Annotated in this window: 18 protein-coding genes and 1 pseudogene; 5 read left to right on the top strand and 14 right to left on the bottom strand. The window is 69.1% G+C overall.

Features of this window, described 5'->3' with window-relative positions:
* Nucleotides 1-33 precede the first annotated feature (33 nt).
* Nucleotides 34-375, top strand: coding sequence for a hypothetical protein (locus AQJ27_RS29920; protein ID WP_159064419.1), 342 nt, complete (start codon nucleotides 34-36; stop codon nucleotides 373-375).
* Between the two features lie 330 nt (nucleotides 376-705).
* Here AQJ27_RS29920 and AQJ27_RS29915 read toward each other — a convergent pair whose 3' ends face one another.
* A complete protein-coding gene (locus tag AQJ27_RS29915) occupies nucleotides 706-1,377 on the bottom strand; it encodes an enoyl-CoA hydratase-related protein (RefSeq protein WP_067375359.1) in 672 nt (223 codons plus the stop codon).
* A 340-nt stretch (nucleotides 1,378-1,717) separates the two neighbouring features.
* Here AQJ27_RS29915 and AQJ27_RS52680 point away from each other — a divergent pair.
* Nucleotides 1,718-1,908: pseudogene (locus AQJ27_RS52680) on the top strand (transposase); the annotation flags it as partial.
* A gap of 64 nt (nucleotides 1,909-1,972) precedes the next feature.
* A complete protein-coding gene (locus tag AQJ27_RS54895) occupies nucleotides 1,973-2,194 on the top strand; it encodes a hypothetical protein (protein WP_159064418.1) in 222 nt (73 codons plus the stop codon).
* A 518-nt stretch (nucleotides 2,195-2,712) separates the two neighbouring features.
* On the opposite strand, the gene AQJ27_RS29905 is transcribed toward AQJ27_RS54895, so the two are convergent.
* The 9 genes from AQJ27_RS29905 to AQJ27_RS29865 form a co-directional block, all read right to left on the bottom strand.
* A complete protein-coding gene (locus AQJ27_RS29905) occupies nucleotides 2,713-3,942 on the bottom strand; it encodes a CaiB/BaiF CoA transferase family protein (protein ID WP_067375355.1) in 1,230 nt (409 codons plus the stop codon).
* Between the two features lie 5 nt (nucleotides 3,943-3,947).
* Nucleotides 3,948-5,162 carry an acyl-CoA dehydrogenase family protein gene (locus tag AQJ27_RS29900; RefSeq protein ID WP_067375353.1) on the bottom strand — a complete coding sequence of 405 codons (1,215 nt, stop codon included), beginning with the start codon at nucleotides 5,160-5,162 and terminating at the stop codon, nucleotides 3,948-3,950.
* Between the two features lies 1 nt (nucleotide 5,163).
* Nucleotides 5,164-6,138 (bottom strand): 3-hydroxyacyl-CoA dehydrogenase NAD-binding domain-containing protein, encoded by a 975-nt coding sequence (locus AQJ27_RS29895; RefSeq protein ID WP_067375351.1) that lies wholly within the window; start codon nucleotides 6,136-6,138, stop codon nucleotides 5,164-5,166.
* Nucleotides 6,135-6,881 carry an acetoacetate decarboxylase gene (locus AQJ27_RS29890; protein WP_067375348.1) on the bottom strand — a complete coding sequence of 249 codons (747 nt, stop codon included), beginning with the start codon at nucleotides 6,879-6,881 and terminating at the stop codon, nucleotides 6,135-6,137. The genes AQJ27_RS29895 and AQJ27_RS29890 overlap by 4 nt, the downstream gene beginning before the upstream one ends.
* A gap of 1 nt (nucleotide 6,882) precedes the next feature.
* Nucleotides 6,883-7,650, bottom strand: a complete 768-nt coding sequence (locus AQJ27_RS29885; RefSeq protein WP_067375347.1) for a crotonase/enoyl-CoA hydratase family protein — start codon at nucleotides 7,648-7,650, stop codon at nucleotides 6,883-6,885.
* Between the two features lie 40 nt (nucleotides 7,651-7,690).
* A complete protein-coding gene (locus AQJ27_RS29880) occupies nucleotides 7,691-8,851 on the bottom strand; it encodes a CaiB/BaiF CoA transferase family protein (RefSeq protein WP_067375344.1) in 1,161 nt (386 codons plus the stop codon).
* Between the two features lie 255 nt (nucleotides 8,852-9,106).
* Complete coding sequence (locus AQJ27_RS29875) at nucleotides 9,107-10,009, bottom strand: LysR family transcriptional regulator (RefSeq protein WP_235613659.1); 903 nt, start codon at nucleotides 10,007-10,009, stop codon at nucleotides 9,107-9,109.
* A 579-nt stretch (nucleotides 10,010-10,588) separates the two neighbouring features.
* The gene (locus tag AQJ27_RS29870; protein ID WP_067375340.1) at nucleotides 10,589-11,917 is read right to left on the bottom strand and encodes a class I SAM-dependent RNA methyltransferase; all 1,329 of its coding nucleotides are present in this window, start codon (nucleotides 11,915-11,917) and stop codon (nucleotides 10,589-10,591) included.
* A gap of 163 nt (nucleotides 11,918-12,080) precedes the next feature.
* Nucleotides 12,081-14,132 carry an APC family permease gene (locus AQJ27_RS29865; RefSeq protein ID WP_067375338.1) on the bottom strand — a complete coding sequence of 684 codons (2,052 nt, stop codon included), beginning with the start codon at nucleotides 14,130-14,132 and terminating at the stop codon, nucleotides 12,081-12,083.
* A 390-nt stretch (nucleotides 14,133-14,522) separates the two neighbouring features.
* Here AQJ27_RS29865 and AQJ27_RS29860 point away from each other — a divergent pair, with 390 nt between their 5' ends.
* Nucleotides 14,523-15,194 (top strand): potassium channel family protein, encoded by a 672-nt coding sequence (locus AQJ27_RS29860; RefSeq protein WP_054237133.1) that lies wholly within the window; start codon nucleotides 14,523-14,525, stop codon nucleotides 15,192-15,194.
* On the top strand, nucleotides 15,194-15,871 hold the full coding sequence (locus AQJ27_RS29855; RefSeq protein WP_054237132.1) for a potassium channel family protein: 678 nt from the start codon (nucleotides 15,194-15,196) through the stop codon (nucleotides 15,869-15,871). The genes AQJ27_RS29860 and AQJ27_RS29855 overlap by 1 nt, the downstream gene beginning before the upstream one ends.
* Before the next feature lie 128 nt (nucleotides 15,872-15,999).
* On the opposite strand, the gene AQJ27_RS29850 is transcribed toward AQJ27_RS29855, so the two are convergent.
* The 4 genes from AQJ27_RS29850 to AQJ27_RS29835 all read right to left on the bottom strand — a co-directional run.
* Entirely contained in the window at nucleotides 16,000-16,767 is a 768-nt protein-coding gene (locus tag AQJ27_RS29850) for a DUF3159 domain-containing protein (protein ID WP_067375336.1), read from the bottom strand.
* Between the two features lie 3 nt (nucleotides 16,768-16,770).
* Entirely contained in the window at nucleotides 16,771-17,169 is a 399-nt protein-coding gene (locus AQJ27_RS29845) for an OB-fold nucleic acid binding domain-containing protein (protein ID WP_075030585.1), read from the bottom strand.
* A 118-nt stretch (nucleotides 17,170-17,287) separates the two neighbouring features.
* A complete protein-coding gene (locus tag AQJ27_RS29840; RefSeq protein ID WP_054237129.1) occupies nucleotides 17,288-17,971 on the bottom strand; it encodes a response regulator in 684 nt (227 codons plus the stop codon).
* A partial coding sequence (locus AQJ27_RS29835) for an ATP-binding protein (RefSeq protein WP_067375332.1) occupies nucleotides 17,968-19,661 on the bottom strand: 1,694 nt, incomplete at its 5' end. The genes AQJ27_RS29840 and AQJ27_RS29835, both read right to left, overlap by 4 nt.

The raw sequence follows: 19,661 nt of genomic DNA, 5'->3' as shown, positions 1-19,661 counted from the left end.
CACCACTGACAACGACGGTCCGGGCCAGGACCCTTGCGCAAGACCCTGGTCGGAGCCGAATTCCAACTGCCGGGAGAATCCGCTTCGGTGGAGCACTCCGCCCGCCTTCCCGACACACCCGCGGTACGCCCGGGTGGGCTTCACGCCGACGAGGTCCGGGACTTCTGGCTGAAGATGTGCGCGGTGCTGTGCCGCACCCCCGGTGATGCCGTGCTGACCGGCCCGCGCGATCTCGACGTCCTCGACGAGCCATTGGAGGCCCGCGTCGGTATCGCGCCCGATGTGGCGCTCCTGGTCCAGCACGGCACTGTCGTTGGGTGGAGCCTCACTGATCCCGCGCGTCCAGGTACCCGGCGGGGCCTCTGGCGCATTTGAGGAACGGTCAATGTTTTGACCTGCACGCGACATACCGAATGCTCGCCGAGATCCTCCCAGGCCGTAGGTGGCTCCGGGACCCTGCATTGTTTCGCCGGTTGCTGCCGGGTCAGAGCGATCGTCTCGCCGAGGCCCTTGGACCGTGTGGTCGTGCCGTTGCCATTGTCGCTGTGCGCTGTGCGCTGTGCCCAGCTGGTGTTGTAGTAAGTCAGGCCGCATGAGCCGTAGTGGCCGCAGCCTGCGCTGGCGTATCTGGGGTCAACGGGCCCGGTATTGACGTAGCGCATGGGGGTGGGGCGCCGCTGGGGTGGTCTTCGTGAGAGTCCTGGGTCAGTCAGCCAGGCTGTCCGTGCGGGGCAGGGTGGCCAGGACCGAGGCGTACATGCGTGCCTTGATGGTGCCGAGAGTGTCGCCGGCCTTGCTCAGCTGTGCCTCGGCGATCGCCATGGCCGTGGAGCGCACGGCATCCTCGGCGACCGCCTGGTCGACGATGCCCACGGCGGCGGCATCCGACCCGCCGTAGCGGCGAGCAGTGACCATGGCCTCGTGCGCGGTCTGCGGCGCCAGGCGGGACCGGATCAGGGCGCACATGCCGGGAGTGAAGGGGATCTTGATGTCGGCCTCGGGCAGACACCAGAAGCCGCGGTCCGCGCGCATGACACGGAAGTCGTGCGCGAGGGAGAGCATCGCACCGGCGGCGAAGGTGTGCCCCTGCAGGGCGGCCACGGTGATCACCGGCAGAGACAGCACGCGGGCGAAGAGCTTGTGGACAGAGGTGGTGTAGCTCTCGTGCTGGTCGGGGTGGGCGCTCAGCCACTCCAGGTCCAGGCCGTTGGAGTAGAACTTGCCCGTCGCGGCGGTCACCAGGGCCCGTGGCCCTTCTGCCTTGTCAACCTCGTCCAGAGCGGTGTCGACGGCGGTGAGCCAGTCGGGGTGGAAGCGATTCTCGCCGTCTCCGAGATCGAGTACGAAGACGTTTTCCTGACGGTGGAGGGTAGGCATGCGCTGCTCCCGGGGGTAGTTCCGACCCCACGGCGAAGTCGGACTCGATGGCTCCACCCTGCCCGCTTCCCGCGCGGGACGGAATTACCGAATCGCTTCCACCGGTATGACCGCAGCAGTCAAACCCATGCCCTCGGTCACCTGCTTGGTTGTGCCGGGGTGCACGGCAGCTCTCGTTCGGCGGTATGGGGAGAGGTCGGCTTCGCCGACGGGCTGCAACACCCTCAGCCCGGACTCCGACCTGATCCGGGGGTTTGCTCCGGCGTCAGGGTGTGGACCCCATGGACGAACGGCCACCGGCTGATCTTCGAGGTGTCGAAGCCCGAAGGAGATCAGCACGATGACCGCTCCAGACAGCAGTGTGCCCCTGCACGCCCTCGCCGAGGTCAACCTCGCCGCGGCGAGTCCCGATCTGCTCCGCGCGATGGTCAAGACGTGCACCGATGCGCTGCGCTGATGTCCGCCGAGGCCGACGCCGTCTGCGGTGCCGAATACGGGCAGGCCGGCCACGAACGCGTCAACCACCGCAACTGAGGGTTGCCCCCTCGGCGCGACCCAGCTGTCGAAGTCCCAGGTCAGCGCGATGGTACTCACCGTGGCAGCCTTCCTCGACGGCCGAAACGGCCTCGCCGCACGCCTGGCCGGGCAACTACTGGCCCGCTGCCGAGAGCTCACCACGATCGTCCGGGATCTGGAAGCCGAGGTCACCACCCTCATCAACCGACTGGTCCCGGCTCTCTTGAGCCCCTCATCGAGGACGCTCCAGGGGTTGGCGCCCAGCGAGGCCCGGACCATGACCGAGAGGCTGAATCCGTAGAGGGCGAGGCCGGCGATCAGTTGGGGAAGGCGTCTGCACGGATGCTCGCGGGGGGAGGTAAGCGAGGAGAGGCACAGGCAGGGCAGGTGCCGCCGCGGCCGTCGCGGCTTTCGGAGCGCAGTCATGGGGGTGCGAGGCTTCGGTGCCCACGGCGGAGGCAGTCTGCAGCCGAACGTACGGACCCCGGAACCCATCCGTCCAGTGCACAGAACCTTAGCGATCGTTCCACTGGTGCATCAGTGGAGCTGAGCAACAGGGCACCGCCCGTCCACGTGCTCGCACTTGGTGCCGCGAGCCCTTCCGCTCGGCGTGAGCACGGCAACGGCACCTCGCCGCCTCATCGTGCGGGGAGGTGCCGTTGGCTCTTCCTGCCGGCCTTGTTGGTCAGCGGGGTCTCGTGCGCCGCCCGGCCGAGGGGCCATGGGCGGTTACCGGGCGGTGCCGGGGTTCGTCGGCGGGCCATCGCGGCGCTGGGGGCGCGTGGCGCGTGACACTGACCGCTTCGGGCGCCGTGCTCGTCACGCGGCTTCCGCTTCCGGCCTGCCCGGGATCGCTCCCTTGGCGCACAGCAGAGCGATGTCGGCGGGAGCGAATCCCAGCTCGGCGAGGATCTCGTCGTTGTGCTCACCCAGCTCCGGGGCCCGCTTGGCCGGGACCTTCGGCACCCCTCGGAGGCTGACCGGGTTGCTGACGGTGTACTCCAGCCCGCTGACCCCTTCCAGAGGCACGACGATGTCGTTCGCGCGCAGCTGCGGGTCCCGCGCGGCCTCTTCCGGTGTCTGGATGAGGCTGTAGGTGACGCGCTCCCGGGCCAGGGCGTCCTCCCAGTCGGCAAAGGGCCGGGAGCCGAACTCCACGTCGAGCAGCTCGCTGAGCGCGGCGGCGTTCTTCGCGGCGCTCTCGACGTCCATGAAACGGGGATCCTCGATCAGCTCGGGGCGTCCGATGGCCCGCGCCAGTGCCGGCCAGTGCACGGCTGAGGTCGCCAGCATGATCCACCGGTCGTCCGCGGTCCGGTAGGGGTTGGTCAGCGCGTTCACCGGCGCATTGCGGTCGTGCAGCTCGAACGGCGTGCCGCCGGCGAGGGCGCCGGCCACCAATGTCCCCGTGGCCCAGACACCCGCGGCGAGCAGCGACGTCCCGACATTGGCCCCTTGTCCCGTCCGCTCGCGGTGGTACAGGGCGGTGACGATCGCCGCGTAGATGGCGACCGCCGTCGTGTAGTCGCCGCTGCCCCAGACCGGCACCGTCGGCGGGGCTCCCGCGTCCCGGGTGGAGGCCAGCAGCCCGCTGCGTGACCAGAAGGCGGTCAGGTCGAAGCCCGGCTGCCGGGCGTCGGGGCCGGCATCACCGAAGCCGGTGAGGTCTGCGTAGACGACCCGCGGGTTCCAGCCCGAGACCTCCTCGTAGCCGAGGTGCAGCTTCTCGCGTGTGCCGTGCGGGAAGTTGGTGATGACCACGTCGGCCCACTGGACGAGCCGCTTGAGGACCTCGGTGGTGGCCGGGGACTTCAGATCGAGCACCATGCCGCGCTTGTTGCGGTTGGCGAGGTGCCAGCCGTAGTTGGCCTCGGCCCGGGGGCTGGGCGGCACGAAGCTCAGCCTCCGCTGGGGGTCGCCCGCTCCCGGCGGCTCGATCTTGATGACGTCCGCTCCGAAGTCGGAGAGCATGGTTGCCGCGGCGGGCGCCGCGATGAAGGTCGAGGCGTCGAGGACCTTCAGGCCGGTGAAGACGGATTCGGTGGTCATATGCGTCACCCCACGAAGGCGCTGTGGCCGGTGATGGACTTGCCGACGATGAGCGTCTGCATCTGGTGGGTGCCCTCGTAGGAGTAGAGGGCCTCGGCGTCGGAGAAGAATCGGGCGATGTCGTAGTCGAGGAGGATGCCGTTGCCGCCGAAGATCTCGCGGCTCCAGGCGACGACCTCCCGCATGCGGGCCGCGACGAACTCCTTGGCCAGCGCGGAGTGTTCATCGCGGAAGATGCCCTGGTCCTGCAGCCGGGCGAGCTGCACCAGCATTCCCCAGGAAGAGGTGATGTTGCCCAGGCCCTTCACCAGCAGGTCCTGCACCAGCTGGAACTTGGCGATCGGACGGCCGAAGGCGTTGCGCTCCTTGGCGTAGTCCAGTGCGAGTTCGTAGGCGCCGATCATGACACCCAGGGCCTGCCAGGCCACCCCGCTGCGCGTCTGGCGCAGGACCTCGGCGACATCCCGGAAGCCCTTCATGTTCTGCAGCCGGTTCGCCTCCGGCACGCGGACGTCGGTCAGGGTGATCTCGGCGTTCTGCACGATCCGCAGCGCGATCTTGCCCTCGATCTTCACCGGCTCGAAGCCGGGGGTGCCCTTCTCGACGACGAAGGCCTTGACCTTGTTGTCCGCTGCGTCCCGCGCGAAGACCACCACGTAGTCGGCGAAGGTGGCGTTGCCGATCCACTTCTTGGCGCCGTTGAGGACCCAGGTGTCGCCCTCACGCCTTGCGGTGGTGCGCATGCCGCCGGAAACATCGGAGCCACCGTCAGGTTCGGTCAGGGCGAACGCGCCGATCTTCTCCATCGTGGCCATGGCGGGCAGGAACCTGTCGCGCTGCTCCTTGTCGCCGCCGTAGTAGATGGAGTAGAAGCCCAGCCCGTTGTGGACACCGAAGAAGGTGGCGCACGAGGCGTCGACGCGGCCCAGCTCCATGGCGAGCGTCCCGCTGAGCAGGTGGCTGACGGCCGGCTGGTGCTCGCCGTAGCCCTCGTAGGCCAGGGCGACCAGTCCGCTGCCGCGGAACTTCTCGATCAGTTCCTGAGGCAACTCGGCCTTGCTCCAGGCGTCGTTGACCAGCGGTTTGACCTCCTCACGCATGAACGTGCGGGCCTTGAGCAGTATCTTGCGCTCCTCGTCCGGCAGCAGCGACTCGTACAGGTAGAAGTCGGCGGTGAGCTGGTCGTCCAGCTGAGCAACGGGGGCGGCGGCGGTGGTCATCTCAGTTCTCCTTCTCGTTCCGGTTCTTGTGCTGGTGCTGGTTCTCGTTCTGGCGGATGTCTTCCAGGGCGGACAGGACGGCGAGTTGCCGGCGGTCGCGGGCTTCGGCGAGGTCGGTGTACGGCGTGGAGGCGTATGCCTTCTCCACGGCTTGGATGACTCGCTCCTGGTCCTCGGGGTCCTGCGAGGGCTCACCGAGGGTCATCTGCTGCATGGACTTGCCGATGTGCTCGGTGATGTGGCGGTAGCCGCCGGGCCCGCCGCCCAGGTGCCCGCCGAGGAACGGACCGACCGTCGCCCAGCGGATGCCGAGCGAGTGGGTCACGACGGTGTCCAGGTCCTCGGGGGTGACCACGCCCTGCTGGACGAGGTGGACGGCCTCGCGGTTGAGCGCGCTCTGGAGGCGGTTGCCCACGAAGCCGGGCATCTCCCGGCGTTCGACGACGGGGGTGCGGCCGACGGCGGTGTAGAAGTCGACGGCCGCCTGCACGGCCTCCTCGCCGGTGCGTTCGCCGGGTACGACCTCGACGAGCGGCAGCAGGTGGGGCGGGTTGAAGGGGTGTCCGATGAGGACACGGTCGGCGCCCTCGAGATGCGTCGTGAAAGCGGTCGCCGGGATCGCCGACGACGAGCTCAGCAGCAGTGCGTGTCCGGGGGTCTCCCGGACCAGCTGGGCGAACAGCTCCTTCTTGAACTCGATGCGCTCGGGCCCGTTCTCCTGGACGATGTCCGCGTCCCGGACGGCTTCGGTGACGTCGGCCGCGAGGTGGACGCGGTCGGCGAGGCCTTCGGTGTCCAGGCCCTGGGTGGCCAGGTGCGGACCGAACGCGGCGAGCGCCTCGGCGACCGCCTCCGGCAGGTCGGGGCGGGGATCGCTGACACGGACGGTCAGACCGTGTGCGGCGAACAGTGCCGTCCAGGAAAGTCCGATGGTGCCCGCGCCGATCACCGCGACGGTACGGAACGGGTGCGTCATCGCGCGTCTCCCTCGAGGTAGTCGAAGACCGGCTTGACCGGGGCGAGTGTCAGGTCGGTGAGGATGTGGCTGGCGGAGACGATCTCCAGGACGGGCAGGTCGGCCAGCGGGGCGAGGACGTGCTCGAACAGCTGCAGCCTGGCCGGGCCGGTGTAGGCGGCCTTGACGACCACGTCGGTGATCTCGGTGCGGACCAGCTCCAGGACGCGCGGGGTGCCGTCGTAGCCGGGGATGGCCTTGAGCATGAAGGTCGGCACCGTGATCTGCTCTTCGGCGTCGTACGTGTCGAATGCGTGGTGCTTGTAGCCCATGGTCGCGGTGGCGACCCGCAGCGTGCCGTAGTCGAGGGTGCCGACCAGCACGTCGTTGTCGACGTACAGCTTCGGTGTGCCGAGAACCTTCGGGTAGGCGCTCACCTCGCGTCCGGCCGCGGTCGCCGGGAAGTTGTCGAGGTACATCGCGTGCAGGTACTCGCCCTGCTCGCCGTCGAAGCTGACCTGGATCGCCTGGCCGCCCTCGGTGTAGGGGCCGAACCCGGTGACGTCGTTCATCTTCATGATCTCGAACCGGACCAGGGGCTCCTCGATCCGCAGCGGCTCGGGAACGACGGCCCGCAGCGCCTCGGGGTCGGTGCGGTAGACGATATTGAGGTACTCGCGGTCGGTGAACCTGGCGGTGGAGCGAGGAAACGCCGGGCGGGTCAGCGGGGTGGTGGCCTGACGGCGCACGTCTTCTATCCTCATGTCACTTCCCCGTCCACTGCGGGGCACGGCGCTCGGCGAAGGCGGTCATGCCCTCGCGTGCGTCGGCCGAGGCCATCAGCGTCCCCATCGCCTTGCGCTGTACGTCGAACGCGTCCGACTCCGGCACGCCTTCGGCGGCCTTCACCACGCTCTTCACCGTGGCCAGCGCGAGCGGGGCGTTGGCAGCGAGCTTCTCGGCGAACGCGAGGGCGACGGCCACTGCCTCGCCCGGCGGGGTGACCCGGTTCGCCAGGCCCAGCTCTCCGGCACGGCCACCGCTCACCGGCTCACCGGTCAACAGAAACTCCATCGCCAGGTGGTACGGGATGCGCTTGGGCAGACGGATCACGCCACCACCGCCGGCGCTCAGACCGCGCTTGACCTCCGGCAGGCCGAACCGCGCGTCCTCGGCGGCGACGATCAGGTCGCAGGCCAGGGCCAGTTCGAAACCGCCCCCCATGGCCCAGCCCTCGACGGCGGCGATCAGCGGCTTCGTCAGTTCGGCTTCGGTCAGGCCGCCGAACCCGCGGCCCGGGATCGTCGGCGACTCGCCGATCAGGGCGGCCTTGAGGTCCATACCGGCACTGAAGGTGCCCTTCGCTCCGGTCAGGACGCCGGCCCGCAGCGCGGGGTCGGCCTCCAGTTGGTCCAGTGCCGCGGCGAGTCCCGCCGCGGCCGCGGCGTTCACCGCGTTACGTGCCTGGGGGCGGTCGATCGTGATCAGCAAAGTAGAGCCCACCTGCTGGACACGCACTTCCTTGGTGCTCATGACTGTGTTTCTCCTGATGCTTCGTTAGGACTCAGCGGATTCAGCAGGTTGCTGCCAGCTCGGCGAGGACCTCCGCGGTGTCCTGGCCCGGCACGGGAGCCAGGCGGCGGATCGAGGCGGGGGTGGCGGAGAACCTCACCGGGATCCCGCTGGTGCGGACCGGACCCTCGGTCCGGTGCACGACGGTCTCGATCAGGTGGCCCTCGCGGACGTAGGGATCCTCGTGCGCGTGGTCCAGCTCCAGCACCGGTCCCATCGCGATGCTGTGCTTCGCGCATGTCTCGGCCCACTCGGCCGTCGTCCGGGCCGGGGCGCACTCGTCGACCAGGACGGACAGGTCGTCGGCGTCGAGCGGGTCGACGACGGTGCCGTTGACCCGTGGGTCCGCGACCAGGTCGGGACGGCCGGCGGCAGCGAAGAGGTCGCGGTAGTTCTGCGGGTTGGACGGGATCAGGGCGGCCACGCCGTCCTTGGTGCGTCGCGGTGTGTGGTGCTCCGCCAACGACCGCAGATAGCCAGTGGGGCCGGACGCCGGCTCGAACGTGTGCCCGGCGAGATGCTCGACCAGGTTGAAGGCGATCATCGTGTCGGTCATCGGGATCTCGATCCGCTGACCGTGGCCGGTCCTGTTCCGGTGCACCAGGGCGGCAAGCACGGTGTAGGCGATGGTCAGGCCGCAGACCTTGTCGGCGAGAATGGTCGGCAGGTAGAGCGGCGTGCCCAGCGTGCGGTTGGCGATGTCCACCAGCCCGGAGGCGGCCTGCACGGTCTCGTCGTAGGCGGCGATGTCGGCCCGGTCCGAGTTGCTGCGGAAGCCCGCTGCCTGCGCGTAGACGAGGCCGGGGTTGGCGGCGGCGAGGTCTTCGTAGGTCAGGCCCAGTCGGGCGAGCGCACGGGGTCGCATGTTGGTGATCAGCACATCGGCGGTGTGGATGAGCTTCAGGGCCTGGGCGTGCTCGCTGTCGTCCTTCAGATCGAGGCTCACGCTGCGCTTGTTGCGGTTGACGTTGAGGTGCAGCGGGGTCATGCCCGGGGTGTTGCGGTACTCACCCACCCGGAGGGAGTCCGTGGGGGATTCGATCTTGATGACATCGGCGCCCAGATCTCCGAGGATTCGGGCGGCGTACGGACCCATCACCACGGTCGCGAGGTCGATGACCCGCACGCCGGCGAGCGGCCCGGAGGTCTCTGCGTCCGCCATTTTCGCGTCCTTTCGTGCCTTGGTTGGCTACGAGAAGGAACGCTAGCCGCGAATAACGGATCACGGAATTATCGAGTTGCTAATATCGGTGTGACCGCAGCGGTCACACCGATATGGGTGGCCACTGGGGCGTGATTCGGACGGTCTGGCGGAGATCGCCTCAACCGCGAAAGGCGGCGCAGATCCCCGACGTTCGAGGGTCGATCCTGGGCGACGAGCGCGGAAACGGTGCCTAACGCGTGCAGGCCACTCGGTTCAGAGGTGAAGCGGGGCACCGAAGACCTCGCGGGCTGCTTCGACGAGTTCATCGAGGTCACCGTCGCGAGCCCGGTCGCGGCGCCAGATCAGAACGGTCTCCAGTCGCGGCTTGAAATCCGTGAACGGCAGAACCTTGGTATTCGCCTTCGCATAGCCGTGCATGGGGCTTTTCGGATCGAGCATCGTAAAATAGAAAGCAATTCCGCTGGAAACAATTTCAGCGACTCCGTCGTACCCGGTGTCGGTCAAGGTGATGCGTTTTTTGATACCCCGCTCAGCCATTTCTCGGTCGAGCTGATCGAAATAGGCGAGGCCGACTTCCTTGGGCGGGACGACGAAACGAAGGTCGGCCAGCTCGGTCAGGGCAACGGAGTCCCGCCCGGCGAACCGATCGGCCGGCACCACCGCTCCCAGCCGCTCCGACAGGACGGGCAGCTGTTCCAGCGCCGGGTCGCTGATCGGCAGATGGACCAGCGCGAACGGGAGTCTGCCCTCGTGCACACCGACGACCAGGGCCTTGGAGCTGCCGGGCCAGCGCAGGAGCTCGCACGTCTCGCTGACGCGCTCGGCGAGCGTGTCGACGAGCGACCTGAGTGCGGGGTGCACCCCGGGAGGGATGCCCACGAACATGGTGCTGCGCTCGGTCCGGGCCACCTCGCGCAGCCGCCACGGAATGGAGTTGATCTCATCCAGTACGTTCCGGGCGATCGGCAGCAGCGCCTCACCCACGGGCGTGAGCGAGACGCGATGCGTGTCGCGCTCGAACAGCCGCTGGTCGAGCTCCCGCTCGAGGTCCCTGATCCGCTGACTCAGTGGCGAGGTGGCCATGTGCAGTCGGCGGGCCGCCGCGGAGAAGTTCAGCTCCTCGGCAACCGCCACGAAATATCGCAAATGGAACATCTCCACCCAGTCACGTTACCGCCTATCGCCGGTCCGTTTCCGGGAGTGGCACTTCGAGGCGGCGGTCCGTGCGGTGCGCGCTGTTTCCGGGCACCGACTGCCGAACGGCTCAAGCCGTGAGGACCGGAATAGGCAGGCGCGTGTTCCCTCGACCAAAAGGCCGCGAAACCGACCTCGGCGCGGCCGGGGGCGACGTACTCGGACACGCGCGGGGCTGCTGCGCGGCGATCGCAACACGGTCGCATCCGATTCCGTCACCCACCTGAAGATCGCAGGCGACACCGTCACCACACCCGTCAGCGGCGTGCCCACCACCATCCCCAGCACGGTCACCGCGGTCGCCGTCCCCGTCGGCAACGACGGCAACGACGGCAACGACGGCAACGACGGCAACGACGGCAAAATCGACCTCTACACCCACATCAGCAGCACCAGCGGAACCGCCGCGAGCGTCCAACGAGCGTCAGAACAACCTCACGCCGGCCTCCGGAGGCCGGCGTCACGCGCCTGCGCACCGGAAAACAGGTCGTCCCGATCCGCCGCACCTCAAAGGAACCGTAAGAGCAGCAGAGCTGCAGGTCAGAGGCCCTTTGCTGCAGGTTCAAGGATGGCAACGCACTCCACGTGATGCGTCATCGGGAAGAGATCGAACGCCCGCAGCGTCCGCACCTTGTACCCGCCGTCGCGGAAGTACCCGAGGTCGCGGGCGAGCGCCGCCGGGTCGCAGGCGACGTACGCGATGCGGCGGGCGCCCAGGGAGGAGAGGTGCTCGACCGTCTTCTTGCCGGCGCCGGCGCGAGGCGGGTCGAGGACGATGAGGTCGACCTCGGTGATGCCGGTGCGCGGGAGGACCGACTCGACCTTGCCCTGTTCGATGCGGACCCGGTCGAAGGCGGTGAGGTTGTGCCGGGCGTCCTCGACGGCGCGCTTGCCGGACTCGATGCCGAGGACCGCGCCCTTGTCGCCGAGGCGGTCCGCGAGGGCGCCCGCGAAGAGGCCGACGCCGCAGTACAGGTCGAGCGCCATCTCGCCCTTGCGCGGCATCAGGCCCTGCATGACGGCCTTGACCAGGGTGTCGGCCGCCATCGGGTGGACCTGCCAGAAGCCGCCGCTGCCGACGCGGTACGTACGGCCGTCGGCCCGCTCGCGCACGAACGCGCGGCCGTGGACGCGGTGGATGCCGCCGTCGTGCTCCTCGACGCGCATCACGGAGACGGGCTTGTCGAGTTCCACGAGGGGCAGGCGGGCGCCGGGGCGGGGCTCCAGGATGACCATGCGGTCCTGGGAGCCGGTCGCGGCGATCGCGTCGACCGAGGCCATGCCGGACCAGTCGCGCTCCTCGATGCCGAGTTCGCTCACGCCCGGTGCCGCGATCATGCAGTGCTCGATCGGCTCGACCTCGTGCGAGCGGTGGCGGCGCAGTCCGGCGTTGCCGTCCGCGTCCACGGCGTACTGGAGGCGCGTGCGCCAGGCCGGAACCTCGCCGGGGGGCAGTTTGTCGCCCTCGGCGGGCATCACCGTGCCGTCCCAGCCCGCCTCCTCGGGCGTGAGGCCAGCGAGCCGTTGCAGCTGCTCGGCGATGACCTCCCCCTTGAGGCGGCGCTGCGCGCCCGGCTTGGCGTGCTGCCAGTCGCAGCCGCCACAGCGGCCGGGGCCGGCGTAGGGGCAGGGGGCTTCGACGCGGTCCTTGGACGCCGAGAGGATCGTCACCGCGTCCGCGCGCAGGTAGCGCGCGCCCTCCTCGCCCTCCGTGACTCGCGCGACGACGCGCTCGCCGGGCAGGGTGTGCCGGACGAAGAGCACCTGGCCCTCGGCCGTACGGGCGATGCAGTGCCCGCCATGGGCCACGGGGCCGATCTCGACCTCGTACTCCTCCCCCACCAGCGATTTCTTCGGTTCTGCCTGCATGGCGGGGTGACTCCAGATGCGAAAGGGGATGAGGAAGGGGTCGCGGAACCGCGAACGGCCGGACAACAGCCCACCAGTCTACGTGGACGTTGCCCGGCCGCTCACCACAAAGCCGTCGGCCCCTGCGGTCACAGGGCCGTAAGCCCCTGCGGTCGCAGGACCGTCAGCCCTTGGTGTTCGAGGACTCCTTCGGGCGCTCCTCCGCCGGACCCCGGCGCACCGCACCCGGCGCGTTCCACTCCTGCCGCTTGCGGGCCCGGTTCCTCGCGACCTCCGAGGACTCCAGCTGGTAGGGCACGGAGGTGACCATCACACCGGGCGTGAACAGCAGCCGGCCCTTGAGCCGCAGCGCGCTCTGGTTGTGCAGCAGATGCTCGTACCAGTGGCCGACCACGTACTCGGGGATGATGACCGAGACCGCGTCGCGCGGGGACTCCCGGCGCAGGCCCTTCACGTACTCGATGACGGGCCGGGTGATCTCGCGGTACGGCGAGTCGAGGACCTTCAGCGGTACGTCGATGCCGCGCCGCTCCCACTCCTCGCGCAGGGCCTTGGTCTCGGCCGGGTCGACGTTGACGCTGAGCGCCTCGAGGGTGTCGGAGCGCATCAGCTTGGCGTAGGCGAGGGCACGCAGGGTCGGGCGGTGGATCTTGGAGATCAGGACCACCGAGTGGACGCGGGAGGGGCGGACGCTGTCGTCGGAGGGGCCCTCCGGGGCGGCGATCTCCTCGGCGACGCGGTCGTAGTGCTTACGGATCGCGCTCATCGTCGCGTAGAAGATCACCATGCCGAGCAGGGCGACCCAGGCGCCGTGCGTGAACTTGGTGACGAGGACGACGACCAGCACCAGGCCGGTGAAGAAGGCGCCGAAGGCGTTGATCGCGCGGGAGCGGATCATGTGGCTGCGCTTGGCCGGGTCCTTCTCGGTGCGCAGGTGGCGGTTCCAGTGCCGGACCATGCCGGTCTGGCTGAGCGTGAAGGAGACGAAGACGCCGACGATGTAGAGCTGGATCAGCCGGGTCGAGTCGGCGCCGTAGATGACGACCAGGAGTGTGGCGGCGCCCGCGAGCAGGACGATGCCGTTCGAGAAGGCGAGGCGGTCGCCGCGGGTGTGCAGCTGGCGCGGCAGATAGCGGTCCTGGGCGAGGATCGAGCCGAGCAGCGGGAAGCCGTTGTACGCGGTGTTGGCCGCGAGGAACAGCACCAGCGCGGTGGCGGCGGCGAGCACGATGAACAGGAAGCTGCCCTTGCCGAAGACCGCCTCGGCGACCTGCGAGATCACCGGGTTCTGGACGTAGCCGGAGCCGATCGGGACGCCGTTGTGGATCAGGTCGGTGGCCGGGTTCTCGGCCATCCGGACCTTGGTCGACATGGCCAGGGCGATGATGCCGCAGAACATGGTGACGGCGAGCAGGCCCATCGCCGCGAGAGTGCTCGCGGCGTTCTTCGACTTGGGCTTGCGGAAGGCCGGGACGCCGTTGGAGATCGCCTCGACGCCGGTGAGCGCCGCACAGCCGGAGGAGAAGGCACGCAGCAGCAGGAAGACGAGCGCGAAGCCCGCGAGTCCCTGGTGCTCGGCCTTGATGTGGTAGTCGGAGGTCGGCGCGCGCATGGTGTCGTTCAGGACGAGCCCGCGGAAGGCACCCCACGCGATCATGATGAAGACGCCCGCGACGAAGACGTACGTCGGAATCGCGAAGAGCTTTCCGGACTCCTTGACTCCGCGCAGGTTCATCAGCGTGAGCAGCACGATGACGACGACGGCGCACAGCACCTTGTGCTCGACCACGAAGGGGATGGCGGAGCCGAGGTTCTCGATGCCGGACGAGATCGACACGGCGACGGTGAGGACGTAGTCGACGAGCAGCGCGCTGGCGACGGTGAGGCCGGCCCTGGGGCCGAGGTTGGTGTTGGCCACCTCGTAGTCGCCGCCGCCGCTGGGGTAGGCGTGGACGTTCTGCCGGTAGGAAGCGACCACGGTGAACATCAGCACGACGACCGCGAGCGCGATCCAGGGGCTGAAGTGGTAGGCCGACACGCCCGCGATGGAGAGGACCAGAAGCACTTCCCCGGGTGCGTAGGCCACGGAGGAGAGCGGGTCGGATGCGAAGACGGGGAGTGCGATGCGCTTCGGCAGGAGGGTTTCCCCGAGCCGGTCACTGCGCAGTGCGCGCCCGATCAAGATCCGTTTGGGCACGTCGGTCAGTTTGGACACGCAGAGGATCGTAAGCGTTCGAACGGGGGGTCGCCCACCCGCCGCTCGACATCTGCTCTCCGAGTGAAAACGGAGAGGGGCCCCGTTGCGGATTCCGCAGCCTCGCGCGTCCGCATGCCTATATGACAAAGCCCCGTTTATCCCACTATGGAGGTTCCATGCACGTGACCGCTGAGCTCATCGGCGCCACCGCAGGACTTGTCGGCCTCGGAATCCTGACTCTTCTCAGCGTGCGCAGCTTCAATCGCCACTGATCCCCGTTGATCCCCGTGAACGCACAGGCGAACGTGCACAAGGGTGCCCCTGATCGACCGCGCGTGTGTAGCTTGGGCGGCGGTCTGAGACCCTGTTTAGCCTGAGCCGTAACCATTTACATTCGGAAGGACGGTCGTGCACATCGTCATCATGGGCTGCGGAAGAGTGGGTTCCGCTCTGGCCCAGACCCTGGAGCAACAGGGGCACACGGTCGCTGTGATCGATCAGGACCCCACGGCCTTCCGACGACTGGGCTCCGGCTTCGGTGGCCGTCGTGTCACCGGAGTCGGCTTCGACCAGGACACCCTGCGTGAAGCGGGCATCGAGGAGGCCGGCGCCTTCGCCGCCGTCTCCAGCGGTGACAACTCGAACATCATCGCCGCCCGGGTGGCCCGCGAGATGTTCGGCATCGAGAACGTCGCGGCGCGCATCTACGACCCGCGCCGCGCCGAGGTCTACCAGCGCCTGGGCATCCCGACCGTCGCCACCGTCCGTTGGACGGCCGACCAGATGCTGCGGCGGCTGCTCCCCTCGGGTGCCGAGCCGCTGTGGCGCGACCCCACCGGCGGGGTGCAGCTCGCCGAGGTGCACGCCTCCGCCGCCTGGGTCGGCCACAAGATCAGCCGTCTCCAGGACGAGACCGGGGTGCGTGTGGCCTTCCTCACGCGGCTGGGCGAGGCGATCCTGCCCACCTCTCAGACGGTGCTGCAGGAGGGCGACCTGGTGCACGTGATGATGCGCACGGACGACGTCGAGAAGGTCGAGGCGTCGTTCGCCGAGGGCCCCGAAGAGGAGAGCGGTCACTGATGAGGGTCGCCATTGCCGGTGCCGGTGCCGTCGGTCGCTCCATCGCGGGCGAGCTCCTGGAGAACGGGCACGAGATTCTGCTGATCGACAAGGCGCCGACCGCCATCTCGGTCGAGCGCGTCCCGCAGGCGGAGTGGCTGCTCGCCGACGCCTGCGAGATCACCTCGCTGGACGAGGCGGCGCTGCAGCGCTGCAACGTGGTCATCGCGGCCACCGGTGACGACAAGGTCAACCTGGTCGTCTCACTGCTCGCGAAGACCGAGTACGGCGTCCCGCGCGTCGTCGCCCGTGTGAACAACCCGAAGAACGAGTGGCTGTTCAACGAGGCCTGGGGCGTGGACGTGGCGGTCTCCACCCCGCGTCTGATGTCGGCCCTGGTCGAGGAGGCCGTGAGCGTCGGCGACCTGGTCCGGCTGCTGCGCTTCAGCCACGGCGACGCGAACCTGGTCGAGCTGACCCTCCCGCCGGAGTCGGCCCTGGCCGGCACGCAGGTCGGCGACGTGGAGTGGCCCGAGGACACCTCCCTGGTCACGATCATCCGCGGCACCCGCGTCCTCACGCCCTCCCAGGAGGACTCCCTGGAGGCGGGCGACGAACTTCTCTTCGTCGCCGCCCAGGCCCGCGAGGAACAGCTCGAGGACCTGCTCTCGGTCCGCCGCGACGACGCGACGAGCTAGTCGGCCCCGACAGCTCCGATACGACGTAGGGGGCGCCCGGAGATCTCCGGGCGCCCCCTACGTCGTACAGGGAACTATGTCGTACAGGGAACTACGTGGCGCGGGGAACTACGTCGTACGGGCAACCGCTACGCGTCGCGGCGGTGACGGCCGGCCGTGGCCTCGTCGCCGGACTCGGTCCCGAGGGCGGCCTTGCGCTCCTTCTCGGCCTGCTCCTCCGCCTCCATCTCGGCGAACACGTCGATGGGGGCGGGGGCCTTGGCCAGGAACACCCAGGTGAGCCAGACGGCGAGGAGGAAGGGCGGGATCTTCAGCGCGATCAGGATCCAGCCCAGTTGCGCAGTGTTGGCCCACCAGTAAAGCGGGAAGAGGATCGCGCACTTGGCGAGCAGGATCAGGCCCCAGGCCCAACTGGCCTTCGCGTACGCCTTCTTGCGGCCGGGGTTGCGGGTGCGCCAGGAGAGGTTCTCCTTGAAGACCGGGCCGAGGATCAGACCGATCAGTGGCACGCCCGCGAGGGTCGTGACGATGTAGGCGATGGCCAGGCCGAGCGTGTAGAGCATGCCCGGCAGATAGAAGTCCTTGGCGTTGCCGGTCATCATCGCGAAGACCACGCCGAAGGCGACGCCGAAGACGCCGCTGAAGGCGTGCTTGACGGTGTCGCGCATCGCGAGGCGGACGACGACCAGCAGCAGGGACACCCCGAGGGCGGCGATCGCCGACCAGTGCAGGTTCTTGTTGATCGTGAAGATGGTGACGAAGAGCAGGCCGGGCACCACCGTCTCGACCATGCCCCGCACGCCGCCGAACGCCTCGAAGAGTGCGGCCTCGGTCACCGCCCGCGCATCCTGCTGGGCGTCCTGGGCGTCTTCGGTCGGCTTGTCGAGCGACGTCACCGGCTACTCCCGTCCAAGGGGTCTGAGTTCGTACTTCGGATTGAACAGCACCCTACGGCCCCGGCTCATCGAGATCCGGCCCGAGGCGATCAACTTGCGTCCCGGTTCTATGCCCACGATGGAGCGTCTGCCGAGCCAGACCACGTCCAGGGCGGCCGAACCGTCGAACAGCTCGGCCTCCAGGGCCGGGACTCCGGCCCGTGGGCGCAGAGTGACCGTGCGCAAGGTACCAGTAACCGTGACGATCTGTCGGTCGTGGCAGTCACCGATCCGCGTACAGCCCGTGGTCTCGGAGTCCTCGCGCAGCTCCTCGGACTCCAGGTCCTCCTGGGACGAGGACAGCCGGTCGATCATGCGCCGGAACCGGCCCGCCGGCTTTTCGGAACGAGGAACAGCACTCATACCGAAAGCGTACCGGGGAGCACTGACGTCGGATGAACGTGTGCGCCCACCAGTGCTCTTTCGCGCACCTGTGCCCTTCCTGCATCCCTACTTGCCCTGTACCCCATTCCCGCAGGGACTACTTCTCGAACCGGTATCCCATCCCCGGCTCCGTGATGAAGTGCCGAGGATGCGAGGGGTCCACCTCCAGCTTGCGGCGCAGCTGTGCCATGTAGACCCGCAGGTAGTTCGTCTCGGTGCCGTACGACGGTCCCCACACCTCCTGGAGCAGCTGCTTCTGGCTGACCAGGCGGCCGGTGTTGCGCACCAGCACCTCCAGCAGGTGCCACTCCGTGGGGGTGAGCCGTACGTCCCGTCCCTCCCTGTTGACCTTCTTGGCGGCCAGGTCGACCGTGAAGTCCTCGGTGTCGACGACGACGTCGTCCTCGCCGCCCCCGGTCGGCTCCGCGCGGCGCACGGCGGCGCGCAGCCGGGCCAGCAGTTCGTCCATGCCGAAGGGCTTGGTGACGTAGTCGTCGGCGCCCGCGTCGAGCGCCTCGACCTTCTCGTCCGAGGAGTGCCGGGCCGAGAGCACCAGGATCGGCACCCGGGTCCAGCCGCGCAGCCCCTTGATCACCTCTACGCCGTCCATGTCGGGCAGCCCGAGGTCGAGAACGACGACGTCGGGATGGCGGGCGGCGGCGAGCTGGAGCGCGCCGGCGCCGTCGGCGGCCGCGTCGACCTCGTAGTGCCGTGCCTTCAGGTTGATCACGAGGGCACGTACGATCTGCGGCTCGTCGTCGACCACGAGCACCCTGGTCATGAAGCCTGCCTTTCTGCTGTTGCCGTGGCCAGGTCGGGCAGCCTGTCGACCGCCCGGACCGTGAGCACCATGGTGAGTCCGCCGCCAGGGGTGTCCTCGGCGTTCAGTGTGCCGCCCATCGCCTCGGCGAAGCCGCGGGCGACCGCGAGGCCGAGGCCGACGCCCGCGCCGCGGGGAGCGTCCCCGTAGCGCTGGAAGGGCGCGAATATGCGGTCCTTGGCCTCGTCCGGGACGCCGGGGCCGCGGTCCACCACCCGTACCTCCACCCGGTTCGCCATGGCGCTCGCGGACACCAGGACCGGTTCGTCGGCGGGGCTGTACTTGACGGCGTTCTCGACGAGGTTGGCGACCGCGCGCTCCAGCAGACCGGGGTCGACGGCGACCATGGGCAGCGTCTCGGGGATGTCCAGATCGGCACTGCCCTCGGGTACGCCGCCGAGCGCCATCGGGACCACCTCGTCGAGGTCGATCTCGCGGATCAGCGGGGTGACCGTGCCGGTCTGCAGGCGGGACATGTCGAGCAGGTTGCCCACGAGGTGGTCGAGCCGGTCGGCGCCCTCCTCGATCGCCTCCAGGAGTTCCGCCTGGTCCTCCTCGGACCAGGCCACGTCGTCGGAGCGCAGCGAGGACACGGCGGCCTTGATCGCGGCCAGCGGGGTCCGCAGGTCGTGGCTCACGGCGGCCAGCAGGGCGGTGCGGATGCGGTTGCCCTCGGCCAGCTCCTTGGCCTGGTCGGCCTCGTGCTGGAGGCGCTGGCGGTCCAGGACGACCGCGGCCTGGGCGGCGAAGGCGGCGAGCACCCGGCGGTCGGAGGCGGGCAGGACGCGTCCGGAGAGCGCGAGGGCCATGTGGTCGCCGACCGGCATGTCCACGTCCGCGTCCTCGGGCCGCTTCGGCGACTGGGGGCCCACGCTGCCCGCGCACGTCCACGGGTCGACGTCGCCGGCCCGCTCCAGCAGGGCGACCGACTCCATGCCGAAGGTCTCCCGGACCCGTTCCAGCAGGGCCTCCAGGCTGGTCTCGCCGCGCAGCACGCTGCCCGCGAGGAAGGAGAGGATCTCCGACTCGGCGCGCAGCCGGGCCGCCTGGTGCGTGCGGCGGGCGGCGAGGTCCACGACGGAGGCCACGGAGACGGCGACCCCGACGAAGATCGCGATGGCGACGATGTTCTTCGGGTCGGCGATCGTCAGCCGGTGCAGCGGCGGCGTGTAGTAGTAGTTCAGCAGCAGCGAGCCGAAGGCCGCCGAGGCGAGGGCCGGGAAGAGCCCGCCGAGCAGCGCCGCCGCGACCGTCACGGTCAGGAACAGCAGCATGTCGTTGGCGAGGCCGAGGTCGATGGTGTTCAGCAGGACTGCCAGCACCACCGGGCCGCCCACTCCGACCAGCCAGCCCCAGACGACCCGGGAGCGGCCGAGCCGCGCGCCCCGGGCGACCGGCAGTCCGCGCCCCTTGGCGACCTCGTCGTGGGTGACGATGTGGACGTCGAGGTCGGGGCCCGACTCCCGGGCGACGGTGGCGCCGACGCCGGGCCCGAAGACGTACTGCCAGGTCTTGCGGCGCGAGGAGCCGAGGACGATCTGGGTGGCGTTCACCCCGCGCGCGAAGTCGAGCAGCGCGACCGGTATGTCGTCCCCGACGACGTGGTGGAAGGTGCCGCCCAGGTCCTCCACCAGCGTGCGCTGGACCGCCA

Origin of the sequence: Streptomyces olivochromogenes, assembly GCF_001514115.1 — a bacterium.
Lineage (GTDB): Bacteria > Actinomycetota > Actinomycetes > Streptomycetales > Streptomycetaceae > Streptomyces > Streptomyces olivochromogenes.
Note: the sequence above shows the minus strand (reverse complement) of the source record. Positions and strands in the feature narration are given on the sequence as shown.

Coding starts and splice junctions, on each gene's coding strand:
- AQJ27_RS29875 (WP_235613659.1), bottom strand. CDS start 10,009: ATGTTCCATTTGCGATATTTCGTGGCGGTTGCCGAGGAGCTGAACTTC.
- AQJ27_RS29905 (WP_067375355.1), bottom strand. CDS start 3,942: ATGACCACCGAATCCGTCTTCACCGGCCTGAAGGTCCTCGACGCCTCG.
- AQJ27_RS29895 (WP_067375351.1), bottom strand. CDS start 6,138: ATGACGCACCCGTTCCGTACCGTCGCGGTGATCGGCGCGGGCACCATC.
- AQJ27_RS29880 (WP_067375344.1), bottom strand. CDS start 8,851: ATGGCGGACGCAGAGACCTCCGGGCCGCTCGCCGGCGTGCGGGTCATC.
- AQJ27_RS29915 (WP_067375359.1), bottom strand. CDS start 1,377: ATGCCTACCCTCCACCGTCAGGAAAACGTCTTCGTACTCGATCTCGGA.
- AQJ27_RS29900 (WP_067375353.1), bottom strand. CDS start 5,162: ATGACCACCGCCGCCGCCCCCGTTGCTCAGCTGGACGACCAGCTCACC.
- AQJ27_RS29840 (WP_054237129.1), bottom strand. CDS start 17,971: ATGACCAGGGTGCTCGTGGTCGACGACGAGCCGCAGATCGTACGTGCC.
- AQJ27_RS29855 (WP_054237132.1), top strand. CDS start 15,194: ATGAGGGTCGCCATTGCCGGTGCCGGTGCCGTCGGTCGCTCCATCGCG.
- AQJ27_RS29845 (WP_075030585.1), bottom strand. CDS start 17,169: ATGAGTGCTGTTCCTCGTTCCGAAAAGCCGGCGGGCCGGTTCCGGCGC.
- AQJ27_RS29885 (WP_067375347.1), bottom strand. CDS start 7,650: ATGAGCACCAAGGAAGTGCGTGTCCAGCAGGTGGGCTCTACTTTGCTG.
- AQJ27_RS29890 (WP_067375348.1), bottom strand. CDS start 6,881: ATGAGGATAGAAGACGTGCGCCGTCAGGCCACCACCCCGCTGACCCGC.
- AQJ27_RS29870 (WP_067375340.1), bottom strand. CDS start 11,917: ATGCAGGCAGAACCGAAGAAATCGCTGGTGGGGGAGGAGTACGAGGTC.